15 protein-coding genes are annotated in these 26,144 nt (G+C 30.6%); 2 read left to right on the top strand and 13 right to left on the bottom strand.

All coding sequences use genetic code 11. The features are described 5' to 3' along the window. Positions 1–333: 333 nt before the first annotated feature. The 6 genes from E5347_RS08930 to E5347_RS08905 form a co-directional block, all read right to left on the bottom strand. Positions 334–7,245 carry an endo-alpha-N-acetylgalactosaminidase family protein gene (locus E5347_RS08930; RefSeq protein WP_136006560.1) on the bottom strand — a complete coding sequence of 2,304 codons (6,912 nt, stop codon included), beginning with the start codon at positions 7,243–7,245 and terminating at the stop codon, positions 334–336. A gap of 307 nt (positions 7,246–7,552) precedes the next feature. Beyond that, positions 7,553–8,821, bottom strand: coding sequence for an MFS transporter (locus E5347_RS08925; protein ID WP_136006558.1), 1,269 nt, complete (start codon positions 8,819–8,821; stop codon positions 7,553–7,555). Between the two features lie 25 nt (positions 8,822–8,846). Beyond that, on the bottom strand, positions 8,847–9,644 hold the full coding sequence (locus tag E5347_RS08920; RefSeq protein WP_136006557.1) for an ABC transporter ATP-binding protein: 798 nt from the start codon (positions 9,642–9,644) through the stop codon (positions 8,847–8,849). Between the two features lie 256 nt (positions 9,645–9,900). Then, the gene (locus tag E5347_RS08915) at positions 9,901–10,905 is read right to left on the bottom strand and encodes a FecCD family ABC transporter permease (RefSeq protein WP_136006555.1); all 1,005 of its coding nucleotides are present in this window, start codon (positions 10,903–10,905) and stop codon (positions 9,901–9,903) included. Then, the gene (locus E5347_RS08910; RefSeq protein ID WP_136006554.1) at positions 10,906–11,907 is read right to left on the bottom strand and encodes a FecCD family ABC transporter permease; all 1,002 of its coding nucleotides are present in this window, start codon (positions 11,905–11,907) and stop codon (positions 10,906–10,908) included. Beyond that, entirely contained in the window at positions 11,891–12,844 is a 954-nt protein-coding gene (locus tag E5347_RS08905; RefSeq protein ID WP_136006552.1) for an ABC transporter substrate-binding protein, read from the bottom strand. The genes E5347_RS08910 and E5347_RS08905 overlap by 17 nt, the downstream gene beginning before the upstream one ends. 421 nt (positions 12,845–13,265) lie before the next feature. On the opposite strand from E5347_RS08905, the gene E5347_RS08900 reads away from it, so the two are divergent. Beyond that, positions 13,266–14,270 (top strand): helix-turn-helix domain-containing protein, encoded by a 1,005-nt coding sequence (locus E5347_RS08900; protein ID WP_136006550.1) that lies wholly within the window; start codon positions 13,266–13,268, stop codon positions 14,268–14,270. A 130-nt stretch (positions 14,271–14,400) separates the two neighbouring features. Here the strand turns inward: E5347_RS08900 and E5347_RS08895 are convergent, their stop codons facing one another. The 6 genes from E5347_RS08895 to E5347_RS08870 all read right to left on the bottom strand — a co-directional run bounded on the left by E5347_RS08895 (position 14,401) and on the right by E5347_RS08870 (position 22,987). Next, positions 14,401–15,042: a histidine phosphatase family protein gene (locus tag E5347_RS08895; RefSeq protein ID WP_136006548.1), complete on the bottom strand. Its 642-nt coding sequence runs from the start codon at positions 15,040–15,042 to the stop codon at positions 14,401–14,403. 262 nt (positions 15,043–15,304) lie between these two features. After that, positions 15,305–17,863 carry a glycoside hydrolase family 3 N-terminal domain-containing protein gene (locus tag E5347_RS08890; protein ID WP_136006547.1) on the bottom strand — a complete coding sequence of 853 codons (2,559 nt, stop codon included), beginning with the start codon at positions 17,861–17,863 and terminating at the stop codon, positions 15,305–15,307. Positions 17,864–18,049: 186 nt separating this feature from the next. Then, entirely contained in the window at positions 18,050–18,646 is a 597-nt protein-coding gene (locus E5347_RS08885) for an AAA family ATPase (RefSeq protein WP_136006545.1), read from the bottom strand. Between the two features lie 773 nt (positions 18,647–19,419). Continuing rightward, on the bottom strand, positions 19,420–20,898 hold the full coding sequence (locus tag E5347_RS08880; RefSeq protein WP_243109763.1) for an MFS transporter: 1,479 nt from the start codon (positions 20,896–20,898) through the stop codon (positions 19,420–19,422). Between the two features lie 76 nt (positions 20,899–20,974). Then, positions 20,975–21,898: a ribonucleoside hydrolase RihC gene (gene rihC / locus E5347_RS08875; protein WP_136006543.1), complete on the bottom strand. Its 924-nt coding sequence runs from the start codon at positions 21,896–21,898 to the stop codon at positions 20,975–20,977. A gap of 204 nt (positions 21,899–22,102) precedes the next feature. Further along, positions 22,103–22,987 (bottom strand): ribokinase, encoded by an 885-nt coding sequence (locus E5347_RS08870; protein WP_136006542.1) that lies wholly within the window; start codon positions 22,985–22,987, stop codon positions 22,103–22,105. 249 nt (positions 22,988–23,236) lie between these two features. On the opposite strand from E5347_RS08870, the gene E5347_RS08865 reads away from it, so the two are divergent. Beyond that, positions 23,237–25,126: a PfkB family carbohydrate kinase gene (locus tag E5347_RS08865; RefSeq protein ID WP_136006540.1), complete on the top strand. Its 1,890-nt coding sequence runs from the start codon at positions 23,237–23,239 to the stop codon at positions 25,124–25,126. A 200-nt stretch (positions 25,127–25,326) separates the two neighbouring features. On the opposite strand, the gene E5347_RS08860 is transcribed toward E5347_RS08865, so the two are convergent. Beyond that, positions 25,327–26,142 (bottom strand): energy-coupling factor ABC transporter ATP-binding protein, encoded by an 816-nt coding sequence (locus E5347_RS08860; protein ID WP_136006538.1) that lies wholly within the window; start codon positions 26,140–26,142, stop codon positions 25,327–25,329. Positions 26,143–26,144: the final 2 nt, after the last annotated feature.

Below are 26,144 nucleotides of genomic sequence, written 5' to 3'. Positions count from 1 at the left end.
ACCCTAAAGTAAGAAAATTTAAAATGAATTTTTTCTCTATCAGAGAACATAAAAAAGAAAAGGACATGATCTAGCTTTCTTTCGAATGCCATTCATACCCTTTTCTATTTTTGTTATCTTAGTCTTATCCTATCTATTAATTTGATAGTTTGCTTAATATAATATATCTCAATTTTCTTGTAAGGGATTGAAACTTGATAGTTATACTATACTCTTGTAAAACTAGATTTAATTATTCTATAATTTTATATCTTATATTAAACTTTTTATAATTTTGTAAATTTAGATTAATTCTTATTAATTAACTAATTCAATATATTGAATTAATCTCTTTTATGCATGTTTCTTTTTTCTTATAAATAATACTCCACCAACTACTACTGCTGCTAATGCTAAAACTAATATTACTGAAGTTGATACTACTGCTCCTGTATTAGGTAAGTTTCCTTTTCCAGATTCAGTGTTACTATTAGTATCTGATGGATTAGTTGTACCTTTATCAACTAATTTTTCAGCTATTACAAATTTTGAGAAGTGAGAAGTTTTGAATGTAACTTTATTTCCATTAACTTCAGTTTCCATAGCTTCAAATTTCTTTTCAGCCTCATTATAATAATATACTACAAGATTATCTTTATTAAGACCTTCAAGTTCTTTATCTGTTAAGCTTATAGTTATTTCTACTTGTCCGTCTTTAAAGTTATGGATAAATGTGCTTCCATCTTCCTTATTAACTATTAATTTAAAGTCAAATACTTTATTAACAGCATTTATATCCTTTAATATGGCAGAATCTTCTATTATTTCTAGGCTAATAGTAACATCCTTAGCCCCTTCTAAAAGACTCTTATCTATTGCTGATAATGGTAAGTTTATTTGAACTCCATTATTTACAGTAATATTTAAAGATCCTGTTCCATTCTTTAAGGATTCAATATCTTTAATTACAATATCTACCTTCTTAGCTGGAGAATCAGTATTAACCTTAATTTCATTATTTTCATTAGGGTTAATCTTAGATACTTCTGCAATAACCTTATCCCCTGAAGGTTTAATTACTACATTATCATCTGGAGTCTCTGGAGTCTCTGGAGTCTCTGGAGTTTCTGGTACTTCCGGATTTCCTGGTTCTACTTCTATTAGATTATCTTTAGCTTTCTTTAATTTTGATAGAGCCTTATCTATTTCTGATTGTTTTGATGCATTCTTATATACATCCTTTGCTTCTTTTAATGCTTTTACAAATGCATCTTTCTTTGATCCATCTTTATATTTATCTAAGTCAAGCTTTTCATATTCTGCAATTACTTTTCCTAATTCACTTCTGTCAACTTCTTCTACATCTAGTAGTTTTAATGCTGCTTGAGCTTCTGTAAGAACTTTCACTGCATTATCGATTTCATCTTGTGAAGCTGCATTATCAATTAAAGCTTTTCCATCTTTTAATGCTTTTACAAATGCATCTTTTTCAGCTCCATCCTTATACTTAGTTAAATCAATCTTTTCTGCTTTTTTAATAGCATTTTCTAATTTATTATAATTTAACTTCTTCTTTTCAACAGTTACTGTAGCCTCTGCCATTAGACCTGCTGCATTTGTTATTTTAACCTTAGCAGTTCCAGCTTTTACTGCTGTTACAACACCATTTTGATTTACTGTTACTACATCTTCATTAGAAGAACTCCATACAATACCCTTTAGAACAGTATTTTCTGGATGCTTTGGTGTTAATGTTAATTTTCCACCTATATTCATTGTTGCATCTTCTAATGTTGCTGTATCTGCTACCTTGTGTAAGATAATTGGTGCAACCTCTGCTATTGCTGCAAAATTACCTCTACCTTTTTCTACATAAATCTTAATTGTTTTTGCATTAAGTGTTTCTTTAAATTTAGCAGTTACCCATGCTCCACCTTGCATCTCTGAAGTTAAAGCAGTGATAGAATCTGAAGTTTCTAAAACTTTTCCTTCTGCATCTAATACTTCATATTTAAATTGTTCTACAATACCATTATTTGCACTTGGTCTTTGTTGGAATTTAACTCCACCTATTTTCATTTCTTTTCCTAAGTCTACAGTTAGGATAGCTGGATTTTCTTTACTTACAACAAATCCTGCCCCACTCCATTGTGAATGCCAGTAAGTAGAAGACTTCCCATCTGCTGCTGCAGAAGCTACTCCACTTCCTGCTGGTTCTCCTGATACTTGTTCAGTATTTGCACTAGAACTTATTTCACTAAATTCTTCTCTTGGAATATCTATTACAACATCCCCAATAACTTTCATTTCAAATACAACTTCTTTTCCATCTGGAAGTGTTGCTGTAATAGTTGTATTTCCTGCTGATAATGCTTTTACAACATTAGAATCTTTATCTACAACTGCTACTTTTTCATCACTTGATTTCCATTTAATTTCATCTAGACGACTTCCATATATTTCAGAAGTTTCACCTTTATAAAGGTTAGTACTTGATAGTGTAACTGCAACTGCATCTTTATCTTCTGTAATTACAAGATTATCTAGAGTGAAATCTCTTTGCCCCATTGCACCAGTTCCTGATTTGCTTGCATTTTGATAAAGACCAATCCAAGTTTGCCCACTTCCGCTACCAATAACTTGCATTTTAACATGTTTAGTTTCTCCACGAGCTATTGCAAGATATTGTTCTTCTGTTGGCGCAGTATAATTTGTTCCATCTCCAATTACCATAGCATATGCTTTATCTGGTCCTGATTGGTAATCAAATTCTACATTATATACCTTACCTGGTTCAAAACGATAATTTTGTGGAAGTGTTTGATAAATTATTCCAGTATTTGCATCATGATGTTTTAATGACCAATTTCCTTCAATTACATCATCAATTACTCTTCCATTCCATCCTGCTTGTGTATATGGAGCATTTAATTGTGATAAATGTGTTGCAGGGTCTGAAATTCCTTGTGCAGAACTTAATACAAATGGATATAATCCTTGTACTACTGTTTCAAAGTCTTGTGTAAATGTTCCATCTTCCTTAAAGTTATCTAATGACTTTTCTACTATACGGATATCATCCATATAAGTAGATCCCTCTCCAGCTGCTCTAGATAAAGTTAATTTTGCTGTATCCTTTTCAGCTGTAAATGAAATTTGCATACGTTGCATTTTACTTCCATTCTTTTGGTCTGATTTTACATAGTTATTTAAAATAGAACGTTCAGTATAGTTAGAAACTGTCTTCTTTCCTGAATTTACTTCTATTGTAGCCTTTTCATCACTATTATTTTCTACATATACTTCTGCTACATAATTTGTATTTTTCTTTAATCCTGAAATAGTTGTAGTTACTGATACATCTTCAGAAGGACTATTAAATGCTAGTCTTTGATCTCCTGTATTTGCTTTCTCTATTACAACTGATTCATCTTCTATATCTCCTGACCATTCATCTTTGGATAATTTTTCTCCTGCAGCATATCCATTAAATCCTGGATCTACTACATAATCAGCTTCGCCAAAATCATTTTTTAGTTCTTTAACTTCAGCACCTTTTGCTAATACATATGCTGTTGCTGCTTTAGCTTCTAAAGTTACAGATCCATTAGTTACAGGAACACTTATTTCATTTATACGTCCTTGATCAGATAATTCATACATTACAACATTTCCAAGACCTTCCCATCCATTTGGAAGTTCCCATGTTGTTGTTCCACCATCTAAATTCCAGTGGTATAATTTTTCTGTTCCATCTTCGTCTGTCCATGGTAATAAATATTTTACTTCATCTAAAACTACTTTATTATTTAAAGTAATTATACGCTCAATATTATCATCATTTCTTTGTTCTTCTTTTCTTGTTACAACAACTGTATCTCCTGCATCATTTTTTAATGTAATTTCTTTTTCATGATTTCCTACAGGTGATTGTCCTTCTTCGTAATTTTCCCAATCAGTTACAATATAATGTTGTAAGAACTTAGTAGGTAGGTTTTGATTAAATGTTTGAAGAATATATTCATTAAAGTCTCTATCTCCACCCCATCCTTCAAATCCATACAGTCTATAACCTCCAAGTAATGGATTATCTGCTGTTCCTCCGAATGCAGGATAATTTAATACTTGAGAGTCTCTATGGTCATTTCTAATAAATCTTATAATATCACTATTAAAGCCCTTTGAAGTTGCACCACCATAAACTGCATCTGTTGACCAGTGTTGCCATGTAGAGTCATACTCACCTTGTGCACTAAATTCTGTTGTAAATCTCCAACCAAGGGAATTAATTTCTTTTGCAATATTTCTTGTTTCCCATGCATCTTGATACCATACATCAAGATAGATGAAATCCATATTATCTTTACGTTTTTCAGCATCAGCCTTAATTTCTTCTTTACTTGCAGTTACTTCACCTAGTGAATTTACTACTGCATTTGGCCATTCTCTATTATAGAAGCTTGTTCCATTTATACGATCATATAATTGTACAAGACGCTTCCATCTTGCTTGAGTTGATAAATCCCAAAGTTTATCGATTACATGAGATTGGTCTAACCATCCCCATCCATTTCCTATTGGCTTTTGTAACATATCTTCATTAAATGAAGCTGCTTCTGGATATGCTTCTTGTGCATTAATGTGAACACCGATTTCTGTATTATAATCATGTGCAATTTTAATTAAGTCTTGGAAATCTTCTACTCCACCTTCACGTTCTGCAATATCCGCATATTCTGAATTGGCAGAATCATGACCCTCATTTCCATATCCCTTTAACATAACTGATTGTGGAAGTCCATCTGTTGCAAGGAAGACCTTCTTAATATTATCAGCTGTTGTTAAATAAGGGTTAGATGCCATACTTGCAAAGTTCATAACGATACGATAGTTAACCATATCCTTAATTACATCTGCTTCATAAGGAATATTCATAATATCACGGAATGCAAGAGCTCCATCATTCCAGTCAATATCATTATCTCCATTTTCATCTGCTGCAATAGCAACTTTTGCAACTGGTAAATCACTTACTGGATAACCATCTTTATATTTTGCTGCAGCCTTTTGTCCATTTTTATCTCCTAATTCATAGTACCATGGAGCACTTGTAAGACTCATTGTATCTGCACCATTGTTTCTTACAACACGTTTATCTCCTTCAGCTTCTGAATTACTGAAAAGACCTGCACTTAACTTATTATTTGTAAGGAATCCATATAAATAAGAATCTGTCTTTGATGGAACAAATCCATTTTCAAAATCAATAAATACATCACCACTTGATGTTGTAGTTGTAGATGTTTGTGCTCCTGCAAAATTAGCACCCTCTTCTACAGCATCTACTGTTAAAAGATTTAATCCTGGAACATCAATAGTTCCAATCTTTGCAGATCCATCTGCCTTTGTAAGCTCTGTAACTTCCCATGTTAAATCATTTTCTTTTACGCTTACTTTTACTTCCATATCAAAATTTATTTTATTTTCAGCATTTTCAACATGCATTGAATATATTCTATAATCTGCTTTTGTTTCTTTAACTGTAACAGTTGGTTCAATTTTTATACCATTGATTGCTACAGTATTAAGTTTAGTTTCATTACCACGGAAATATTGTCCTTCTACTTCCTTTCCATCTTTAATAATTTGATATCTAGCAACAACAGGGAATGTCTTTCCAATATATACTTTCATTTCATCTGACGAAATAGTATCATATTGTGATAAGTCTATGTCTGCTTTTTTCTCTAATTTAATATCTACTACATTTTCTTTATCTTCAATATTTATAACTTGAGAATACGCCTCATATCCTGGCTTTGTAACAGCCATATTATATTCCCCAAGTTCTATACCATCAAACTGATACTTTCCATTAACATCACTTTTAACTGAGTTTGCTCCTATACGTATAACTGCTTCTGGAATAGGCTTTCCATCCTTATCCAAAACAGTTCCTGATACTGGTACAAGCTTTGAATATACTTCTTCTACTTTTTGTCCTGTACGCTCTGCAGCAAATACCCACTTGTCTTCCATAGCGCTTTTTCCGTTATATTTTACATCTGCAAATGAAATGGAAGTTGCTCCATTTGTCTTTACACCAAATCTTCCTTTTCCGGAAGTCTTGTCAGCAAAGGAAATTAAAGCTTGATTAGTAACTCTAGCTGTAGTTCCATTAACAGTTACTGATAATGTCTCATTATTTAAGGATATAGACATTTGTAGTTCTTCACCCTCTACAGGCGTTGGTAACCCTGAAATACTTGGGTAAGATTCAGTACCATTTAACTTATATTGATAATACCACTTACTAGATGAATCATATCCTATATATAACCAATTGTTATCGTCTACATAAGTATGAAAAACTCCCCAATTATTACTTGGTTTTAATTTTAGTGATAGTTCTCCTGACTTTTCCATTTTCTTATCGTTGTCAAGTAATAAAACTGGTGCTGCTACTGCTGGATTACCATAAGCATGTCCACCGCCATTTTTAGATCCACCTGTTAACTTAATCCACTTTTGACCTTGCTCAGATGGATTTTCTGGTTCTTCTTTATCTGTAACTACTACAGATGGTTCCCATACTTGACCTGCAAGGTTATCTTTATATAATGTCCAAGCATTGTAATCTGTGTACTTATATTCTCCAATTGTTACATCTGAAAAATAGATATCAGTGTATGCAGTTTGATACGTAGCTGCTCCAAATCCAATCTTTCCTGCTTTATCTTTTAAACTAATAAAATCAGCTGTATTAATTAAAGCTTCTCCACTCTTACCACTTGTTTTATTATCTACCTTTAGTTTAAGTCCATTTTCCTCATATACTGCACTAATGTTTACAATATCGTCTTTGTTTAATTCTGGCAGCCCTGTAATTCCAGGATATTCTGATTTACCATCATTCTTATATTCTGTAAACCAACCTGTTGCTCCATCATATGCGACATATCCCCAATTGTTATCGTCTACATATTTGGTCACAAAACGAAATCTTGTATCATTTTTTTCACTTCCTACTTTCATCTGGAAGCTAATAGACTCATTTGTAATATCTTTTTTATCTGATAATACAAATAACTCTGGAGTATTGCTTCCAAAGTGTCCATTACCATTACCACTTCCAGCCTTTATATGTGCCATTGTTTTTGGTACTGCTAATACATGTAAAGACGGAAATATAAATGTACAAAATACTATGAAAGCTGTTAATGCAGCTCCAAGCCTCTTCTTACTTCCCTTAAGGATACTAACCATAATACACACTACCCTTCTCTTAAATTTGTGATTATAATACTTCCTCCCAATACTCTATTATTTACCACCCCTTTATACCTTCTCTTCTATATTATAGAACATGTAAAAAATATATAATCTAATACAGTTTTTATCTATACTGTATAAGTAAATTATATATTAGATATTGATGGATATATATTAGTATCTTGCTAATTTATCTCAATATTTTGAGATTTTAAATTTTTCTTTTAATATCATAATAACTCTAATTAAACATAAATCGATAATATTATGTCCAATTAGAGCTATTTTTTAATTTTCCATTTTATAAGCTTCTTACATTCCATTTAATAAACATAATTAATAAAACATTAATTATTGCTGTTACTAGTAATATCGATCCTATAGTGAATCCAGCATCTATTACTTGTCCGTAAAGTAATTGTCCTGGAGCTACACTTATAGTTGCTACTGCTGTTGAAAAAGCTGATACTCTTCCAAGCATATCTTGAGGCACTTCCTTTTGTATATAAGTTAGAGTCAATACATTAGATAAGGACAATGATAGCATTATAGCCAGCCCTCCTACTGCAAAAACTCCTGCTAAGGCATAATTACCTGCTTTTAATACTCCTAAAGTTGACATTAATAAAACTCCAAAAAGCATTGGAAAATAAGTATAATGTGCCTTTTTCATAGAAAACATCTTTGGCTTTACACTTATCCATAGTCCACCTAATATCATTCCTAAAACGCATATTCCTTCTACTATCCCATAAACTTCTGAAGGTAATCCTAAGAATACATTTATAAAATAAGGTGCAACTATAGATAAAATAGGTACTAAGAATATATTGCACATAGCATAGGAAGCTATAATCCCTAAAACTATTTTCTTTTCCTTCTTTAAATAGATAAAACTGTTTTTCATCTCTATAAATGAGTTTTTTATAAAGCTCATAGAGAATACTTTTGTAGAAGCATTTTCTTTAGTAACTTCCTTAACAGAATGTTCTAAATTCTTCTCACCAACATCAGGTATATCTAAGAACATTTCCATTATAGCTGAGAAAAAGAAACTTACAGCATTTATTATAACTATTGCCTTTATTCCAACTAATCCATAAAGAATTCCTGCGAATATTGGTCCTACAAAATTTACTACTGATCCAACTTGATTTATTATTCCATTAGCTGAAGTTAGTTTATCTTCTTCAACTACTTGAGGAATAGAAGCTGTAACTGCTGGTCCATATAGCGTGTAACAAATTGATAATATAAACATTACTGCAGCTACTATTATTTCATGATCTCTTCCTCTTAATAATATAAATGCATATATACCAATAATAACTGAGCAGAAAAGATCTAAATAAACCATTATCTTTTTTCTATTTATCTTATCAGAAAGCATTCCAGCAATAGGTGCAAATAAAATATAGGGTATAGTTGATATTGCTAAAATATTTGCAAAGGTTGCTGTGCTTCCTGTAAAGTCCAATAAGTATAAGGACATACTAAATCTTTGAATTGCATTTCCAAAAAGGGAAATAATCTGCCCTATTACTATTATTATAAAATTTTTATTTTTCATTTGTCCTCCCTAAGTAGCTGACATTCTATGAAACTACTTCTCTAAGTAGCTCATATTCCATACATACTGGATATTCTCCATTTTCACTTACTTGAAGATTTGCATCTATTCCATAAATTTCTTTTAAAGATTCTTTATTAATTACATCTATTGGTCTTCCTTCACAGATAATTTCACCTTTTTTAAGTCCAATAATATTATCTGCAAATCTACATGCATTGTTTAGTTCATGCAATACAATAACTACTGTAATATTTTTTTCTTTATTTAATCTATGTAAAACTTCTAATACTTCCAGTTGATAAGACATATCTAAGTAAGTTGTTGGTTCATCCAGCATAATTATGTCTGTTTCTTGAGCTAAAACCATAGCTATCCAAGCTCTTTGTCTTTGTCCGCCAGATAAATTTTCTACTTCTCTATCTGCAAATTCTGAAAGGCCTGTTTCTTCTATTGCCCAATCAATAACTTCTTTATCATGAGTATTAAGTCCACCTATCATTTTTTGATGAGGAAATCTTCCAAAGGCTACTAGTTCCCTTACAGTTAAACCACTTGGACATACTGGACCTTGAGGCAGGAATGCTACTTCTTTAGCTATATCTTTTTCTTTTATCTTTTTTACGTTCTTATTATTTATAAATATATCTCCAGCTTTAGGCTTATTCACTCTTGCAATAGTCTTAAGTAAAGTTGATTTTCCACATCCATTGGCTCCAATTATTATGCTAATCTTCCCCTTTGGAATAGATAGACTCATATTTTCAATTATAGTATTCTTTTCATATGCAACTTTTAGATTCTTTACACTAATAGCTTCCATAACCGTACTCCTTTATATATCTCATCTACTTATCTGTATCTTTTTCATCTTAGTAACTCAATTATATTGTAGATTTTTTAATAGTATTTCTTTCTTCTCTTAGTAATTCATTTCTAGCTTCCTTAAATACTATTTCTTAGTCTGTATCATTACTATCTTCAATTATTACTCCATACATATAAAAGCTAGCAAACATACATAATATCTAAGGATTAATTCTGTTAATAACTCATATAAATAATAGCTACTTTACTTTCTATTCCTTCATCATCAAATAAATAAAGTATGGTACTCCAAATATTGATACTGTTATTCCTACTGGAATTTCTATTGGAGAAAATAAATTTCTTGATACTGCATCTGCAAGAAGAACTATTATGATACTTATAATTGCTGATATTGATATGAAGTTCTTATGATATGGACCAACTAATTTCCTTGCTATATGAGGAGATATAAGTCCTAAAAATCCAATATTACCTGCAAAGGCAGTTGCACTTCCAGCTAAGATTACTGCAAATGTTAAAAACTTCTTTCTCTCTTTTTGTAAATTAAGTCCAAGTCCTGTTGCAAGCTCATCTGAAAGATTTAAAACATCTAATTTTTTATGATTTAGTAATACTATAATAAACATTAAAAGTACTATTGGTATTATAACTTTGGCATAGCTCCATCCAGCTCCCCAAAGGCTACCTGATGTCCAAACTAATACTCTATTGTAATCTCCAACTCCTCCTCTAAAAGTAAAGAAGGTAATTAAAGCATTCAGCCCTGCATTTAGACCAATACCTATTAGTAACAGCCTTCTTGGTCTAACTCCTTTTCTGCTTGATAGCATATATAATATAAATGAAGTTACTCCAGCTCCAACAATAGCCATAAAAGGTAGTACAAATATTGAAAGCTGTCCAAGTTCACTATAATAATTTCCTGTTGAATATGTAATGAATAATACTGCTGCAACTGCTGCTCCAGCATTAATACCTATAATTCCTGTATCTGCTAAGTCATTTTTAGTTATTGTTTGAAGTATTGCTCCCGCTGTTGAAAGAGCTACTGCTACTGCTATTCCAACTAACATTCTTGGAAGCCTTAAATTAATTATAGCTGCCTTTTGCATCTTAGTTCCATTTCCAAGAAGGGTATTTATAACTTCTAAAGGAGTTACCTTATATGTTCCCCAGCAAAGTGTTACGAAAAAGGATATAACAAGTAATACTAATAGAATTATTAATGCTATTTTAAATCTTTTTTTCTTCATCTATCCTCTTTCCTTTCTTGCTACTGCTATGAAAAATGGTATTCCTATAAGGGCTGTAAATACTCCAATTGGAGTTTCATATGGATCAAATAACATTCTTGCTGCTATATCTGCATATGTTAAAAGTGTTGCACCTAGTAAAAATGCACAAGGTATATTTCTTCTATAATCTTCTCCTAGGATTTTTCTAACTATTTGTGGAACTATAAGTCCAAGAAAAGCTATGTTTTTCCCAACTGCTACTGCTGCTGCACACATAGGTATCATTACCATAAGAGTTGTAAATCTTATTTTTTGAGGGTTTTGTCCAAGTCCAATTGCAACATCATCTCCAAGGCTTAAGATATTTATCTTAGGAGATAATAAGACTGCAATTATAAATCCTATTGTCCCAACTATAAAAACTAAATTAAAATCTGACCAACTAGCATTTCTAAATCCACCTGATACCCAAAAACCTATCATTTGACTTTGATTAGATAAAAGTCCAACTATAGTTGTTAGTGATACAAAAAATGTGCTCATTGCTGTTCCTGCAAGTAATATCTTAGCAATTGAATTATTATTTGCTTTCTTAGATATAAAAGCTAGAACTATAAGTCCTGTAAATAAAGCTCCTATAAATGAAGCTATCATAACATTTCTTGTATTTATTGTTATTCCTAATGCATAAAATATTGCTATTACTAAAGTTGCTCCTTGGCTAACACCTAGTATTGAAGGCTCAGCTATAGGATTTCTAGTAACACCTTGAATCATTGCACCCGTTACTCCTAATATTCCCCCTGTAAATAGTACAGATAGAGCTCTTGGAATACGAACATCTCTTATAAGCATAAGTTCTAAAGTTTCACTATAATTAAAGATACTATCCCAAATCTCTGAAAAGCCAATATGGACAGACCCTAGCCTAACAGCTAGAATCAGTCCACATATTAAAAGTAAGGTACTACAAATTGTAAAAACTATTGTATGTATATTACCCTTATTTCTTTGTTTCATTTAACATTACACCTATTTCATCTACTAATAAATCTTTACCTATAACGCTATATCCTTGGTTAAAGTATGGAGAAGAATCTAATACTACTACTTTTCCTTCTTTAACTGCAGGTAAACTGTTCCATATTGCATTACTTTGTAATTGAGCTAAGTCTTCTTTAGTTGCAATTAAGAATATGTAATCAGCTTTTATTGATGCTAATCCTTCATAAGTTACTACTGGAAGGCTGATATCACTTTGAGCTGGCATTCCTTCTGGTTTCTTAAGGTCCATATCTTCATATAATACTTCACCAAAACCAGCACTATCAAATACAAAGAATTGTCCACCACTTGCTAAGAATGAAAGGTATGTTGTATCTTCGCCATATTCAGCCTTAATCTTATCTCCAGCTTTTTCAGCCTTATCTTCATAAGTTTCTAACCATTTATCTGCTTCTGCTTCCTTCTTAAATACCTTAGCTAAAGCTTTAACATCTTCTTTCCAATCTAAAGCTTCTAATTGAATCATAACTGTTGGAGCAATTTCACTTAATTGATCATACATTTTTTCTTGAACTGTTGATATAACTATTAAATCTGGATTTAAGTTCATAACTGCTTCTACATCCATTGTATCTTGCATGCTATAACCTAAAATTTCTGCTCCCTTTAAAGTCTCTTCTAAATATGAAGGGAATTTAGTGTAATCATAGGCATCACTATTAGCTGTTCCTATAACCTTATATCCTAGAACTGATAAAATATCACTATTCCCACTTAAATCTACTATTCTTTTAGGGGTTTCTGGAATTTCAACTTCACCTCTTACATCTGTAACTGTTATAGTATTTCCTAATGAAGTTCCTTCTTCAGCTTTCTTTCCAGTGCCACATCCCACTAACATTACTGCAGTTAAACAAGATACTACTAATGTTTTTAATAAATTTTTCTTCATATTTACACCTCTTCTTTTATGTTGTTGAAAATCTTATCTATGATTTCACCTAGGTTACAATTCTTTTGATTCTTTTCTTTTGATAATAAATTTAGAAATTGAATCACGTACTTAGAAATTCAATTATGCTAGATTTCAATTTCTATTAACCGAAAAGTACAAGTCTTAATCCTTATACTTTTCTTCTGTGGTAATTGTATGTGATATTCATTCTCAATTCAACCTTTGCAACTATTTTAATAATTTTAACATCTATTAGGATAATTATTTGATATAATATTATTAAGTTTAAGGTTATTATCTCCCCTTTTACTTGTATTTATTATTTTAAATTTGAAAATGTAAGGAGGTGACTGTTGCGATAATTCTATAAAAATTAAACAATACCTATATATTTTTATAAATTATTTGTAACAGAAACATGAATTCAAGATCTACTAAAGAATTTAAAGAATTAGTTTTGAAAAATATGACTTTTACAGCTTTTAATGAAGGTAACTACACTATTTATAGAAATGAAAATAATCCTGAATTAGGATTTTTAATAGAATATTCTAGAGAGGGTTACTATACTTTTGGAATTGGTGATTACACAATAGCAAAGGATTTTGCTATTTCCTTTAATCACAAAGAAGAAATTATGAGGTTTGGAACTGTTTATTCTGGAGTTACAGAATTTGAAATTGAAAATAATCCTGTATCTTCTTTTACGCCTTCCTCCTTCTTTGTAGTTGAAAAGGCTCTAAAAGGTAGACAAGTTTGGAAGAAAGGACAGCACTTTCATGGGGCTGAAATTACCATACATAAAAAATACTTTGATGAAGTTATTAAACCTAATTTCCCAAATTCAATAAACTTTGATAACTTTATCTACAACTATACTTATAGCTATCTTACCTTAGAAATAGCTACTATAATTCAAAACTTAAGAAATTTGTCTGAAGCAAATGAGCTAACTTCATTATATTTAGAAAGTAAAATCCTAGAATGCATTGCACTACTTTCAAAGGAAGTATTTTCTTCACCAGAAAACACTTTTACTAACCAATTAAATCATGGAGAAATCAAAATAGGAAAAGATAGATATATTAAATTAACTGCCTCAGATGCTAATGCTATACAAAAAGCCTATGAAATACTAACAAAGGAAGCATTTAATCCTCCTACTATAAGCGCCTTAAGTAAGATGGTATTTTTAAATGAACAAAAATTAAAAGCTGGATTTTCTGCAAAATATCATATGTCCATAAGTGAATATACAACTTCAATAAAAATGGCAACAGCAGAAAATTTACTCTCCACAACAGAATTAAGCATAGAAGAGATATCAACCATCCTAGGCTATAATTATAGTGGAAACTTTATAAAAATGTTCAAAAAAGTCCATGGAAAGACTCCTTTGGCATTTCGTAAAAAAAGTAAATAGATTTAGATATAATATACTTCCAGAGTCTTTAATACTGTAGATGTGGTGTTACTAAATGAAATAAAATAAATGTTGGATTACTGTTACGTCGCTTTGCTCCAAGCCGTTTTAATCCAACATTTATTTTATTCTACTCAAATTCGTTGAATTCTTTTCTTGAGTATTTATGGTGTTCCATACAAGCTAATAATGGGATTTCATAACCCTTATCATTGAAATTAATTTCTGTAAGGCTTGTCTGTTTTATAAAAGGCTCATCCCACAATGTGTCTATATCTCTTTTTTCCAATGCTGTTAAGTAAGATTTTAAAGTAATTGTATGAGTTACTATTAAAATAGTTTTTCCTTTCTCTTTTTCTATGATTTCACTTATTGCCTTAAAGGCTCTATCCTTCACTTCATTAAAAGTTTCTCCATCTCCAGTTGGTATATATTTTGATGGCAGATTCCAAAAATTATAGTAATTATCTTCACTTAAACTTTTCATTTCTTCTTGGTTCAAGCCTTCCCATCCACCAATTTGTATTTCTTTTAAACCATCATATTCAATCAGGGGTATGCCCCTATCCCCTTTCACTATTTCGGCAGTATTTAATGCTCTGCCAATGGGGCTTGTATATATGACATCTATATGTAAATCCTTCATTCTTTCTCCAAGCCACTTAGCTTGTTTCTTCCCAAGTTCAGTTAAAGGAGAATCTCCCCAGCCTTGCACTATACCTTTTTCATTCCACTCTGTTTCCCCATGCCTTGTTAAATAAACCTTAGTCATATTTCCCTCCCATATTAATATCTTAATATAATTATATTATACTATAATTATATTAAGTAGTTATTTTATAAATCTATCTTTATTTTCCTCATATTAATAAAAGCTTATCTATTGTAGATAATACCTATTATTGAATAGTGTAAAATATTTATCTTAATGCTTACTAAGGCTTAAACTATAATGTAAAAATTATTAATTAAAACAAAGTAAAGGTTGGATATAATATTAAACTATCCAACCCTTTAAATAAATTTACTAATATTTATTTTTTATTTTTCTTTTTGTTTAAAGCAAATCCAAGAGCTGTCATAGCCATACCTAAAACTGTTGTTGCTACTGGTGTAACTGCTGCCCCTGTATTTGGTAAGTTTCCTTTTCCATTGTTATCTTCTGGCTTTGTTTCAACCTCTGGCTTCTCTTCCTTATCAGGTTTATTTTCTTCTTCAGGCTTGTTTTCTTCACCTGGTTTACTTTCTTCTACTTTTTTAATTTTTATAGTCTCATTTTCTAAATCTGTATTAAATGATCTATCTTTACTATCTACAACTTCTAAGAAATTTATTATTTCTACTTCTTTTTCTTCTTCTGATAATACCTTTAAAGTCATTATAAGGTTTGTCTTTTCAGACACTTCTTTATCAGCTAACTCTACACTTATCTCTTTCCCTTCTGAATTTACATTTTTAACTTCAGTATTATCATCTGCTGATTTCACTGATATAAATTCAAAATCACTATTATTATAATTTATTTTTGAAATATATCCCCCTGATTTTAAGTTTTCTATTCCATCAATGGTAATCTTAACCTCTATATTATCTCCACTCTTAGCTTCTTCTATTGTATCAATACTTGTTAAACCTACTGATGTTAAATTTGTAATCCCAAAACCATATTCAAAAGCATTTACTTCTAAATCTGCAGCTCCACTCTTATCTACTGTTGGAATGCTAACTGGTAATGTTCCTCTTGCTTCAGCTGCTCCGAAGATAACTTCCATAGCTGCTGGAATGTTTGGCCCAAAAGCTTGAACTGGAGATAATCCACCATCTGCCTCTGTTGGGTCCATTCCCTTATAACCATAAGCTATTACTTCTGCTTTTGCATTTTCATGTGCTGCTACATCATATGGTTTCCCAACACTTACAACTACTGAATCTTTATTTAATTCATTTGCATAAGTTGTAACTTCATTTGGAATTGCTGTTATCCAATGAGTACTATTTAAATGCGTGTAATTGCCCATTTCTGATAAAACTACTATATAATTTGCTTCATCAATTTTACTTTTTAATTCAGCTGTCATTGTTGTTTCTGACTTATAACAATAGGTATCTAGTTCAATTGAATTAAGCTTACCTTCTTTTATTAATCTATTTAACCCAAATTTCATTCCTGGCAATTCATTATCATATGGAGCTATAAGTAAAACTTTTTCTCCTGCCTTAGGGTTCAATGGTAAAATATTATTTTCATTTTTCACTACTGTTATCGCTTCGGCTGATACTCGTCTTTCGACATCTCTATTTTCTTTTGAACCAACTACTTCTTTTGCATTTGCAATTTTTTCTTCAGCAGTTCTTTTATCATTTTCTAAATTAATTACCCCTCTGTCAATCTTAAGCTTTACTACTCTTGTTGCTGAATCATTAATTCTCTCTTCTGATATTTCACCATTTTTAACAGCTTCTTTAACACCATCAACTATTGCTCTTAACTTTGCAACATCTGCCTTACTTCTTAAAATTGTTGGCATTAATGCTATGTCAACTCCTGCTTCAAATGCCATCTTTACTGTTTCAACTTCTCCAAAATTTTCTGCTATTGCAGCCATGTTAAGTGCATCTGTAATAATAACACCATCAAAATTCATATCCTCTCTTAACAATCCTGTTAATATGTCATCTGATAGTGTTGCAGGAATTTGTATTTCTTGTCCATCTTTTATAGATGTATAAGTATCCTTCTCTATTTGTGGGAATTGAATATGTGCTGTCATTATCATATCTACACCATTGTCAATAGCTGCTTGGAATGGCTTTAATTCAACTTTCTTCAATTCTTCTAATGATTTATCAACCTTAGGTAATCCATAATGTGAATCTGTAGCTGTATCTCCATGTCCTGGGAAATGCTTAGCTGCTGCTGCCACTCCATTAGACTGGATACCATCTATCATTTTAACCCCAAGTTTTGCTACTAGATCTGGATTACTTGAAAATGACCTTAATCCTATAACTGGATTTAAAGGATTATTATTCACATCTACCGAAGGTGCGAAGTTAACATTAATACCTAAAGAATTTAGTTCTCTACCTATAACTACTCCTGTATCATAAGAACTTTGTTCATTCTTAGTTGCTCCAATTGCCATATTCCCTGGAAAGTTTGTACCAGTTCCTAATCTTGTAACTATTCCACCTTCTTGATCAATGGTAGTTAATAATGGTAAATTTCCATCTTTATCATTTATAGCGACTTGTTGAAGATCATGAGTTAACTTAGCTGTTTGTTCTGTTGTCTTAACATTTTGTGCAAATAGTATAACTCCACCTAAATCAAATTCATCTATGATTTCAGCTACTTCTTCATTCATTTCAGTTAAATCTTGAACTGCACTTTGTCCTTCTTGTTTCCATTGTCTAAAATCAGGCATTAACATTTGACCTATTTTTTCATCTAATGTCATTTCACTTACTATTTTCTCTGCTTCAGCCCTTGAATTTAAACTCTCAGCATTTACAAATTTAATATTTCCTAATAATAAGGTACTTGCTACAGCAAAAGCACTTAAGATTGATATTATTTTTTTCTTTTTCATATATTTCTCATCCTCCTCTTATACTTGAAATATCATTTCACCTCTCTACTAAATTATACCTAATAGTCACTTCTTATTCAATCGTTTTCATTTTGTTTTTTATGACATAATTTTTAATTGAATTATAGATGCTACTAAATATAATGAAATAAACCCAGCTTTTTAGCTGGGTTCTATGTTAATTTCTTATTTTGTCATATCTAATTTTACTTGTTTTTCTTGTGGTTCATCTGAAAGATTAAGCATCTCTAAAATTTTTTTAGATCTTTCTTTAGTTGAGCCTGTTATAGTTGTATATTTTACATTTTCCGCTTCTAAGAAACTTAAGATAGCATTATCAACAGCTTGTGCTACTTCTTCATCCTGCCATCTTACACCATCTTTTGTATAACCAAATTCTCTTGGAACAAAGAAAATATGATCATATTTAGGTAAATCTCTTAATGCAAGTATGTATAAATCTTTTAAAATTTCAATTTCCTTAGTTGTTCTCTTTTTATCTCCAAGCATAAATCTACCATATATGTATGGAACAAAAGTTGCATAGTCAGTTATTGCATAATCAAATTCATTTAAGCTATTTTCTAGGTGAAGTTGTCCTAAATAAATTCCATATTGCTCAGCAATATTTTCTATCATTCCCTTATCTCTTAAATAATCAGTGCTGTATTCAGTTGCTACTCCAACATTTAAATCTCTAATTTTCATTTCTACATATAATTGTTGTATTAATGTAGTTTTTCCACATCTTGGACCGCCTAATATGGCTATTCTCTTTGGCATTTTAAACCCTCCAAAAATTCTATATAAAGTAAATGATTTTTCAAAACAGATTTTTATTATACCAATTTTTAATGGGAATATCAAATTTATAAAGCCTGTTTTAAAAAATTTAAATATTAAATATCTTCCAAACTTAGATTTTTATTCTTTTAATCTCAATTTTAAATATTTACTTTTCAAACTATAGCTTCAATTCATATAATTAGACTATAGATTTTGAGTCTTAGTGAGCCTTATATAATAGTTAGTTTCCAAACTATTAGTGCCTAATAGTCATGTACCATCAACTAAACTAGTAACTTGATTAAGCCTTATAATGATATGATACTAACGGAACTACTCATATTCTAAAAAACTCCAATCACAAAACATTTAAAGTACCACCCTAATGAGATAGTTTTATTATTTATCTTCTATATTTAGCTGCAAATACTATATGATATTGGAACCTCCTATAATTTATATGTTTTACGCTTGTCAGTGGTTATCATTATATCATAGGAGTTTTTTTCTCATAGCTTAAGCCATTTTATCCACTAGCATAGCTAGTAGTTTCTATACAATAAAAGGATGATTTCTGCTTATCACAAAAATCATCCTTTTATTTTAATTATCTTTGGATTTTATAATCTTTTGCTTTTATCACATTCTAATTTTGTTATCTTTCGATTTTAAATCTCTTAGGATTTTATCATCCTTTTATTGCAACTATCTTCTGATTTTTTTATCTTATTTTTACTTCAATTATATTTTAATTTTAATTAAGTTTTAACTTAATCTTCTGTTCTTGAACGACTGTATATAGTCTTTCTGAAAACAATATATAATACTAGTGCAGCAAGTACTATTACACCACCAACTAAGAATACATTTGCATATGTTGATGCAGCACCACTTTCTACTCCAACTATACTTCCACCAGACATTGCACCTGATGCCATAAGGTTTCCAAATACTGCAACCCCTACTGAACCTGTGATTGCTTGAATAAGGTCATTGAATCCCATTACTCTTCCAGATTCTTCTGATGAAACAGTCATAGTAGCTGTATCAACAATTGGTGAATAGAAGAATGCTGTACCAAAGTAATAAATACAAGGTGCTATTGCTAAAGCAGCAACTTTTCCATGAGGGATTGCAAAAGCAATTGCTATTAATCCAAGTCCCATTAAGCTTAAAGCTCCAATAATTGATGCTGTACGTCCGATTTTCTTAATAATTGGTCCACAAACAAATCCAAGTAAACAAGCTAGCAGTATTGACCATACAAGTAGGTTAGATACTTGAGCTGAATCAATTCCAAATACATTTAATCCAATTGCATTAACTCCAGCATTTAAAGTATAACTAAAGAAGTATCCAACAAATATAACTATCATTGTCATAGCAAAGGCTGGATTAGTAAAGAACTCTGGTTTAATATATGGATTTTCAGCTTTATTAATATATATTATAAATGCTATAAGTGTTACGATAGAAGCTATTGTCCACATCATATTCATATCTGTAAAGAACATTGTAATAGATCCTGCAAAGGCAGCTGTAAATGCAAATCCCCAACCATCAATTTTAGCTCCCTTAACATGTTCGTCTGGAAGGTTTTTAGCTAGTGATGGAATAAATAAAATTGAAACTACTGGAATAATAAATAACCAACGATAGTCTAGTTTCATTATGTAACCTGCAACCATTACTCCTAATGCTGCTGAAAGTCTAAATATTGCTGAGAAAATACCATAATATATAACTCTATTTTTTCTTTCAATATATTTTGCTACAAGAACTAGGAATACTGAACCTGGTACTTGTCCACCAGCTGCTTGAAGCATACGAGCTATAACAACAGTCCAAATATTATTAGCTCCTACAAATCCTATTATAGATCCTAGTACAAAAATAGCTATACCAACAAAGGTCATTTTCTTTAAAGATACAAAATCTCCTAATGAACCATAAATTACACAAACAATCCCTAATAAAATACCTGGTAATGATGTAATTAAAGATGCTAAGTGAGGAACTCCTAATTCCTCTCCAATATTAACGAAGATCATTCCAAAAGCTTGTTGTTGAAGAATTCCTAAAATAAATATTGCTAATACTAGTGGAATAGCACGTTTTGCCATACGGTTCATCTTTTCAAACTCTGGAGTTCCCTCCTTAGGAACTGGTATTCCAGCTACCTGTTCTTCCATCTTAGTGTTTTCAATACCTTTTGATTTCTTAATTAAAGATTCTTTTTTACTTCCCATAATTAGCACCAAACCTTTCTACACTTCTGTAATTTTAATTTATTATTAACATTAAATTTTGTTAACATTTTTATTATTAACATTGAATTTCTCTAACTCTTTTAATATAATTCTCACGGAATTTGTCAACATTAACATCTATACATACTGTAGTATTCTTTTCTTTATTTAAAATTCCGTCAAAATCAACTACTGTTGCACCACTAGTAAGTGGACTACATATTTCTACATCTACATAAGCTTCTTTAACTTTAAATAACTCTGGTTCAAGAAGATACATAGCTGCTGAAGGATCGTACATCTTTACGCCTTCTTCTATATTTCCTCCATCATATGAACGGAATAAAGAACTTATCATTTTCCCAGCTTTACCACAGTTATCTAATTCATCTAAATCTCCTGCAGTAAGTCTTGCTTTTCTTCCAATATCTAATCCAAGCATTGTTATAGGGATACCTGAGCGGAATACTATTTTTGCTGCTTCAGGATCAACATTAACATTAAACTCGCTATAGACACCTATATTTCCTCTTTCTGTAGAACCACCCATCATTATAATTTCTTCTATCTTTTCCTTTACTTCAGGGAAAGTTGAAATTAAAAGGGCTATATTAGTCAAAGGACCTATAGTAAGAATTGTAACTTTTTCTTCTAAAGCCATTATTGTATGATACTCACTCATAACAGCATTTTCTTTAAGAAGTAATTCCAAATTTGGCTCAGGAAATTCAAAGCCTCCCATACCAGATTTACCATGAGCATTTGTTGCAAATATGTTTCCTCTCATTAGTGGCATAGCTGCCCCTTTAGCTACTGGTATATCCTTATTAAAAAATGTCATAAGCTTTAATGCGTTATTAGTAGTATGTTCTATTCCAACATTACCTGATACACTAGCTATAAGCTTAACATCTAAAGAAGGATCTGAAAGTAAAATTGCAATTGCAGCTGCATCATCAATTCCTGGGTCAGTATCAATAATTAATTTTCTTGTTCTCATTGGTTTCCCTCCTACTTACCTTTAAAATTTTATTAATTTCTTTATTATCAATGGTATTTATTATTATAAGGTTTTCATATTAACTACTGTCATTTACTCTCTCTTCTAACTTAATATTAAAAACAAGTAATACCTAATTATTATCATTTTAAATATGCTGTATGCTAAAAACTTTAAATCTTATTTAGAAAATTTAAATATAGGCTAAAAATTTAGGACCTCATCCTTTTGTGGAATTGAAGGTGCAGCTCCATTTCTAGATACTGCTATTGCTGCTGCCTTTGCAGCAGTGTCTAGAGAATCCTTAACTATCTTTCCATTTAATCTTTCTGCTAAATAATACCCTGTAAATGTATCTCCTGCTGCTGTAGTATCAACAACATTTACTTTATACGCTTTCTGCTCTATAACTTCATTATTTTTAACATATAATGAACCGTCTTCCCCTAAAGTTAGGATTATTTCTGCATGTGGAAACTTTTCTTGTAACTTCTTAAGTAATACTTCCTTATCATCACTTTTCTCTGTTAAAGCTTCTGCTTCAACTTCATTTAAAATAAAGCAATGAATATAATTTAAATTAATATCAAATATTCTATCATTCATAGGAGATGGGTTTAAGACAATCTTCATCCCTTTCTCATATGCCTTTTCAACAATATATGAAATTTCACTTATTTCATTTTGAAGTAATAGCCAATCACCTTTCTCAAAATTCTCAAGAGCATCATCTACCATTTCTTTTGAAATTGCTTTATTGGAACCACCATATAAAATTATGCAATTATCACCTTCATTATTTTTTTGTATGATAGCGTTTCCAGTTCTAACATCACTTAATATTCTTAAAAACTTAGTATTGACTCCATTATCTCTAAGAAGCTTCTCTAAAAGTAAACCATCTTCTCCAATTGCACCTGCATGATATACCTCTACTCCTGCTTTACTTAATGCTAATGATTGATTTAATCCTTTTCCACCACTAAATACATTTAGCTTATCAGAAGAAATAGTTTCTCCTTTTTGTACAAAATCATTAACACTATATACATAATCAATATTTAATGAACCAAAATTTAGTACTTTCATAACAACCTCTCTTAAAAAATAGTTTTCCGAAATCATTTTCATAAGTAAAATTTACTACTTTTAAACTTAATTGTCAACGTTTTTTTATTATTTTTATTATTGAATATTTTCAAACTATTTCAACTGCTCTTTATTATTTTTTCTTATATGTAAAGCTAACCAATTCTATTTACTTCATATGTTGACATATTTTTATTATTTATCTATGCTTTATATAAGTGATATAAATATAAAGATGGAGGAAATATTATGAATATAAAAGAGATTGCTAAGCTAGCTGGTGTTTCCATATCAACTGTATCAAAAATAGTGAATCAAAAGGACGAAAGTATTAGCAATGAAACTCGAGAGCGTGTTTTAAAAATTGTAAAAGAATATAATTACACTCCATATGCTTCTGTTACTGCTAATAATCATAAGACATGTTTATTAGGTATTTTGCTACGTTCTACATCTTCTTTTAATTCATCATTAAATGGATTTATAGAAACCGCTCAATCAAATGGTTATAACACCATTATATGTAACAGCTTTTCAAACAAAGATTTAGAATTAAAAAACATAACATCTCTATGTAAAAACAAGGTTGATGGTGTTATATGGGAGCCTATAGATGAGGAAAGCATTTTGCATTCTGCCCAATTTAAAGATATGAATATCCCATTTATAAAAATTAACTCTACTAGTAATAACTCATATAACATTCCATATGAAAAATATGGATATAAAATCACAGAAGAATTAATTAATTTAAAACATAAAGATATTGCTTGTCTTATTAATAAAAATCATAATACTGCCGCATTTTTATCAGGCTATAAAAAATGTTTGTTTGATAACAATATTACTTTTGATGAGGACTTAATTTTTCATCAATTAGATGATGCTTTACTGTCTAAAATTAATAATCGTAATATAAGCGCTGTTATATCTTCTGACTATACAAAGGCTATAGAATTCTATGAGCTTATGAAGTCTCTTCATTATAGAATACCAGAGGATATTTCCCTAATTTCATTAAAAGAGAATTTTGTAGAAACTCTTTCTCTACCAAAAATCTCTACCTTTACAGTTTTAAACAATGATTTTAACTCTTATATTTCTAATAAGATAATTGATGAAATTGAAAAGAGAAATACTACTTCTGATGCTTTTTCACAGGAATTTTTCCTTGATAATGACTCAACTGTTACCTTGCCTTTTAAATTAAAATCTACAAAGATAACAGTAGTTGGTAGTATTAATATGGATACCTATCTTAACGTAGCTAACCTACCCTATAGCGGAAAAACTGTAAGTACTTCTACCTCCTCTATTTACCCTGGAGGAAAAGGAATTAATCAATCTATTGGGGTAGCTAAACTTGGACATCGTGTAACTTTAATTGGAAATGTTGGATTTGATTTAGATTCTAACTACATCTACAACACCCTTAATGAATATGAAATTGATACCTCAGGAATTAAGCGTTGTAATAATATTGATACTGGAAAAGCTTATGTTTTTGTAGAATCAAGTGGTGATTCAATGATTTCTATTCTTTCAGGTGCAAATGATATTTTTACCCCTGATGATATAGAAGAAAAGAAACATTTATTCGAAAATACTGGTTATTGTCTAATACAATCAGAAATACCTATAGAAACAGTTTATAAAGCTTGTACTGTGGCTAAAGAATATAATGCAAAAATAATTTTAAAACCATCAGCTTGTAGCAATATTCCATCAGAAATACTATCCTCTATAGATATAATTGTTCCTAATAGGAATGAGTTAAATGAGTTATGTCCTAACTATACATCTATAGAAGATCAGACTGACTACCTTTTAAGTTGTGGAGTTAAAACTATAATAGTTACTTTAGGAGATCAAGGATGTTATGTAAAGACAGTAGAATGGAATGAATATTTCCCTGCATCAAACTTCCCTTCTGTAGATAATACTGGAGCTAGTGATGCCTTTATAAGTGCACTTGCCTCTTATCTCTTATATGGTTATTCTCTTAGGGATTCTGTGCGTATTGCCAATTATGCTGCTGGATTCTGTATTTCAAGGGAAGGTGTTATAACATCACTTATCGATAAAAATAGCTTAGAAACTTATGTAAGACAAAATGAAAATAGCTTAATAGTTCCTTAATATTAAATAAATGAATAAATCCTATTTAATTTTTTATAAATAAAGCTTATTTAAGTTTCTTATATTGATAAAAATAAGAAAGCTCACTTAGATTCTATATTAAGAATACTAAATGAGCTTTCTTTATCTTTGTTTCATCTATTATCGAAGACTCTTATCCATTGTTTTAATTTTATCTATTATTGAAGGCAATGATTGTCTTATTTATTATTAGTCATTTCTTTAATTTTATCTATCATTCCATCTATATTTATAACATCACCTTGTATCCCTAACCCATAGGCAACTCTGCTAATATAAGGCTGCTTTAACATACATTTTTTCAGTACATCATGATCCCAAAATATATCACTTTTATCTGAATCCTTAACAACCTTCTTATTTGCCATAGCTATTACCCTATCAAAATTACGAACTACAAACTCCATATCATGGGTAATAGTAATAACTGTTTTTCCTTCTCTCTTTAAATTCTCTAATATGTACGCTAAAGTCCCCATACCAGCCATATCTTGTCCAGCTGTTGGTTCATCTAAAATTATAACATCAGGGTCCATTGCTATAATAGATGCTATAGATACAAGCTTCCTTGTTGAATATGGTAAATTATATGGATTTTCATCTACATACTCACGTATTCCAGTCATTAATATGGCTTTTTTAACTAGTTCTTTAACCTTTTCCTCTGGAAAGCCCATATTTTTAGGTCCAAATTCTACTTCTTCATAAACATCTTCATTAAATATTTGATCATCTGGGTTTTGAAAAACATATCCTACTGTCTTTGACATTTCAGCAACTGTATAGTCTTTAGTATTTTTACCCCCTACTATTACATCTCCCTTAGTAGGCTTTAAAAGACCATTCATTAACTTAACAGTAGTTGTTTTCCCTGCACCATTTTGCCCAACAATTGCAACAAATTCTCCCTTTTCAATACTAATAGAAACACCATCAACAGCATTGAAACCACCTGGGTAATCGAATACAATATTATTTAAAGTTAAATAAGCCATTA

The sequence above is a fragment of the Clostridium sartagoforme genome (assembly GCF_004794105.1).
Classification (GTDB): Bacteria; Bacillota; Clostridia; order Clostridiales; family Clostridiaceae; genus Clostridium; species Clostridium sartagoforme_B.
Note: the sequence above shows the minus strand (reverse complement) of the source record. Positions and strands in the feature narration are given on the sequence as shown.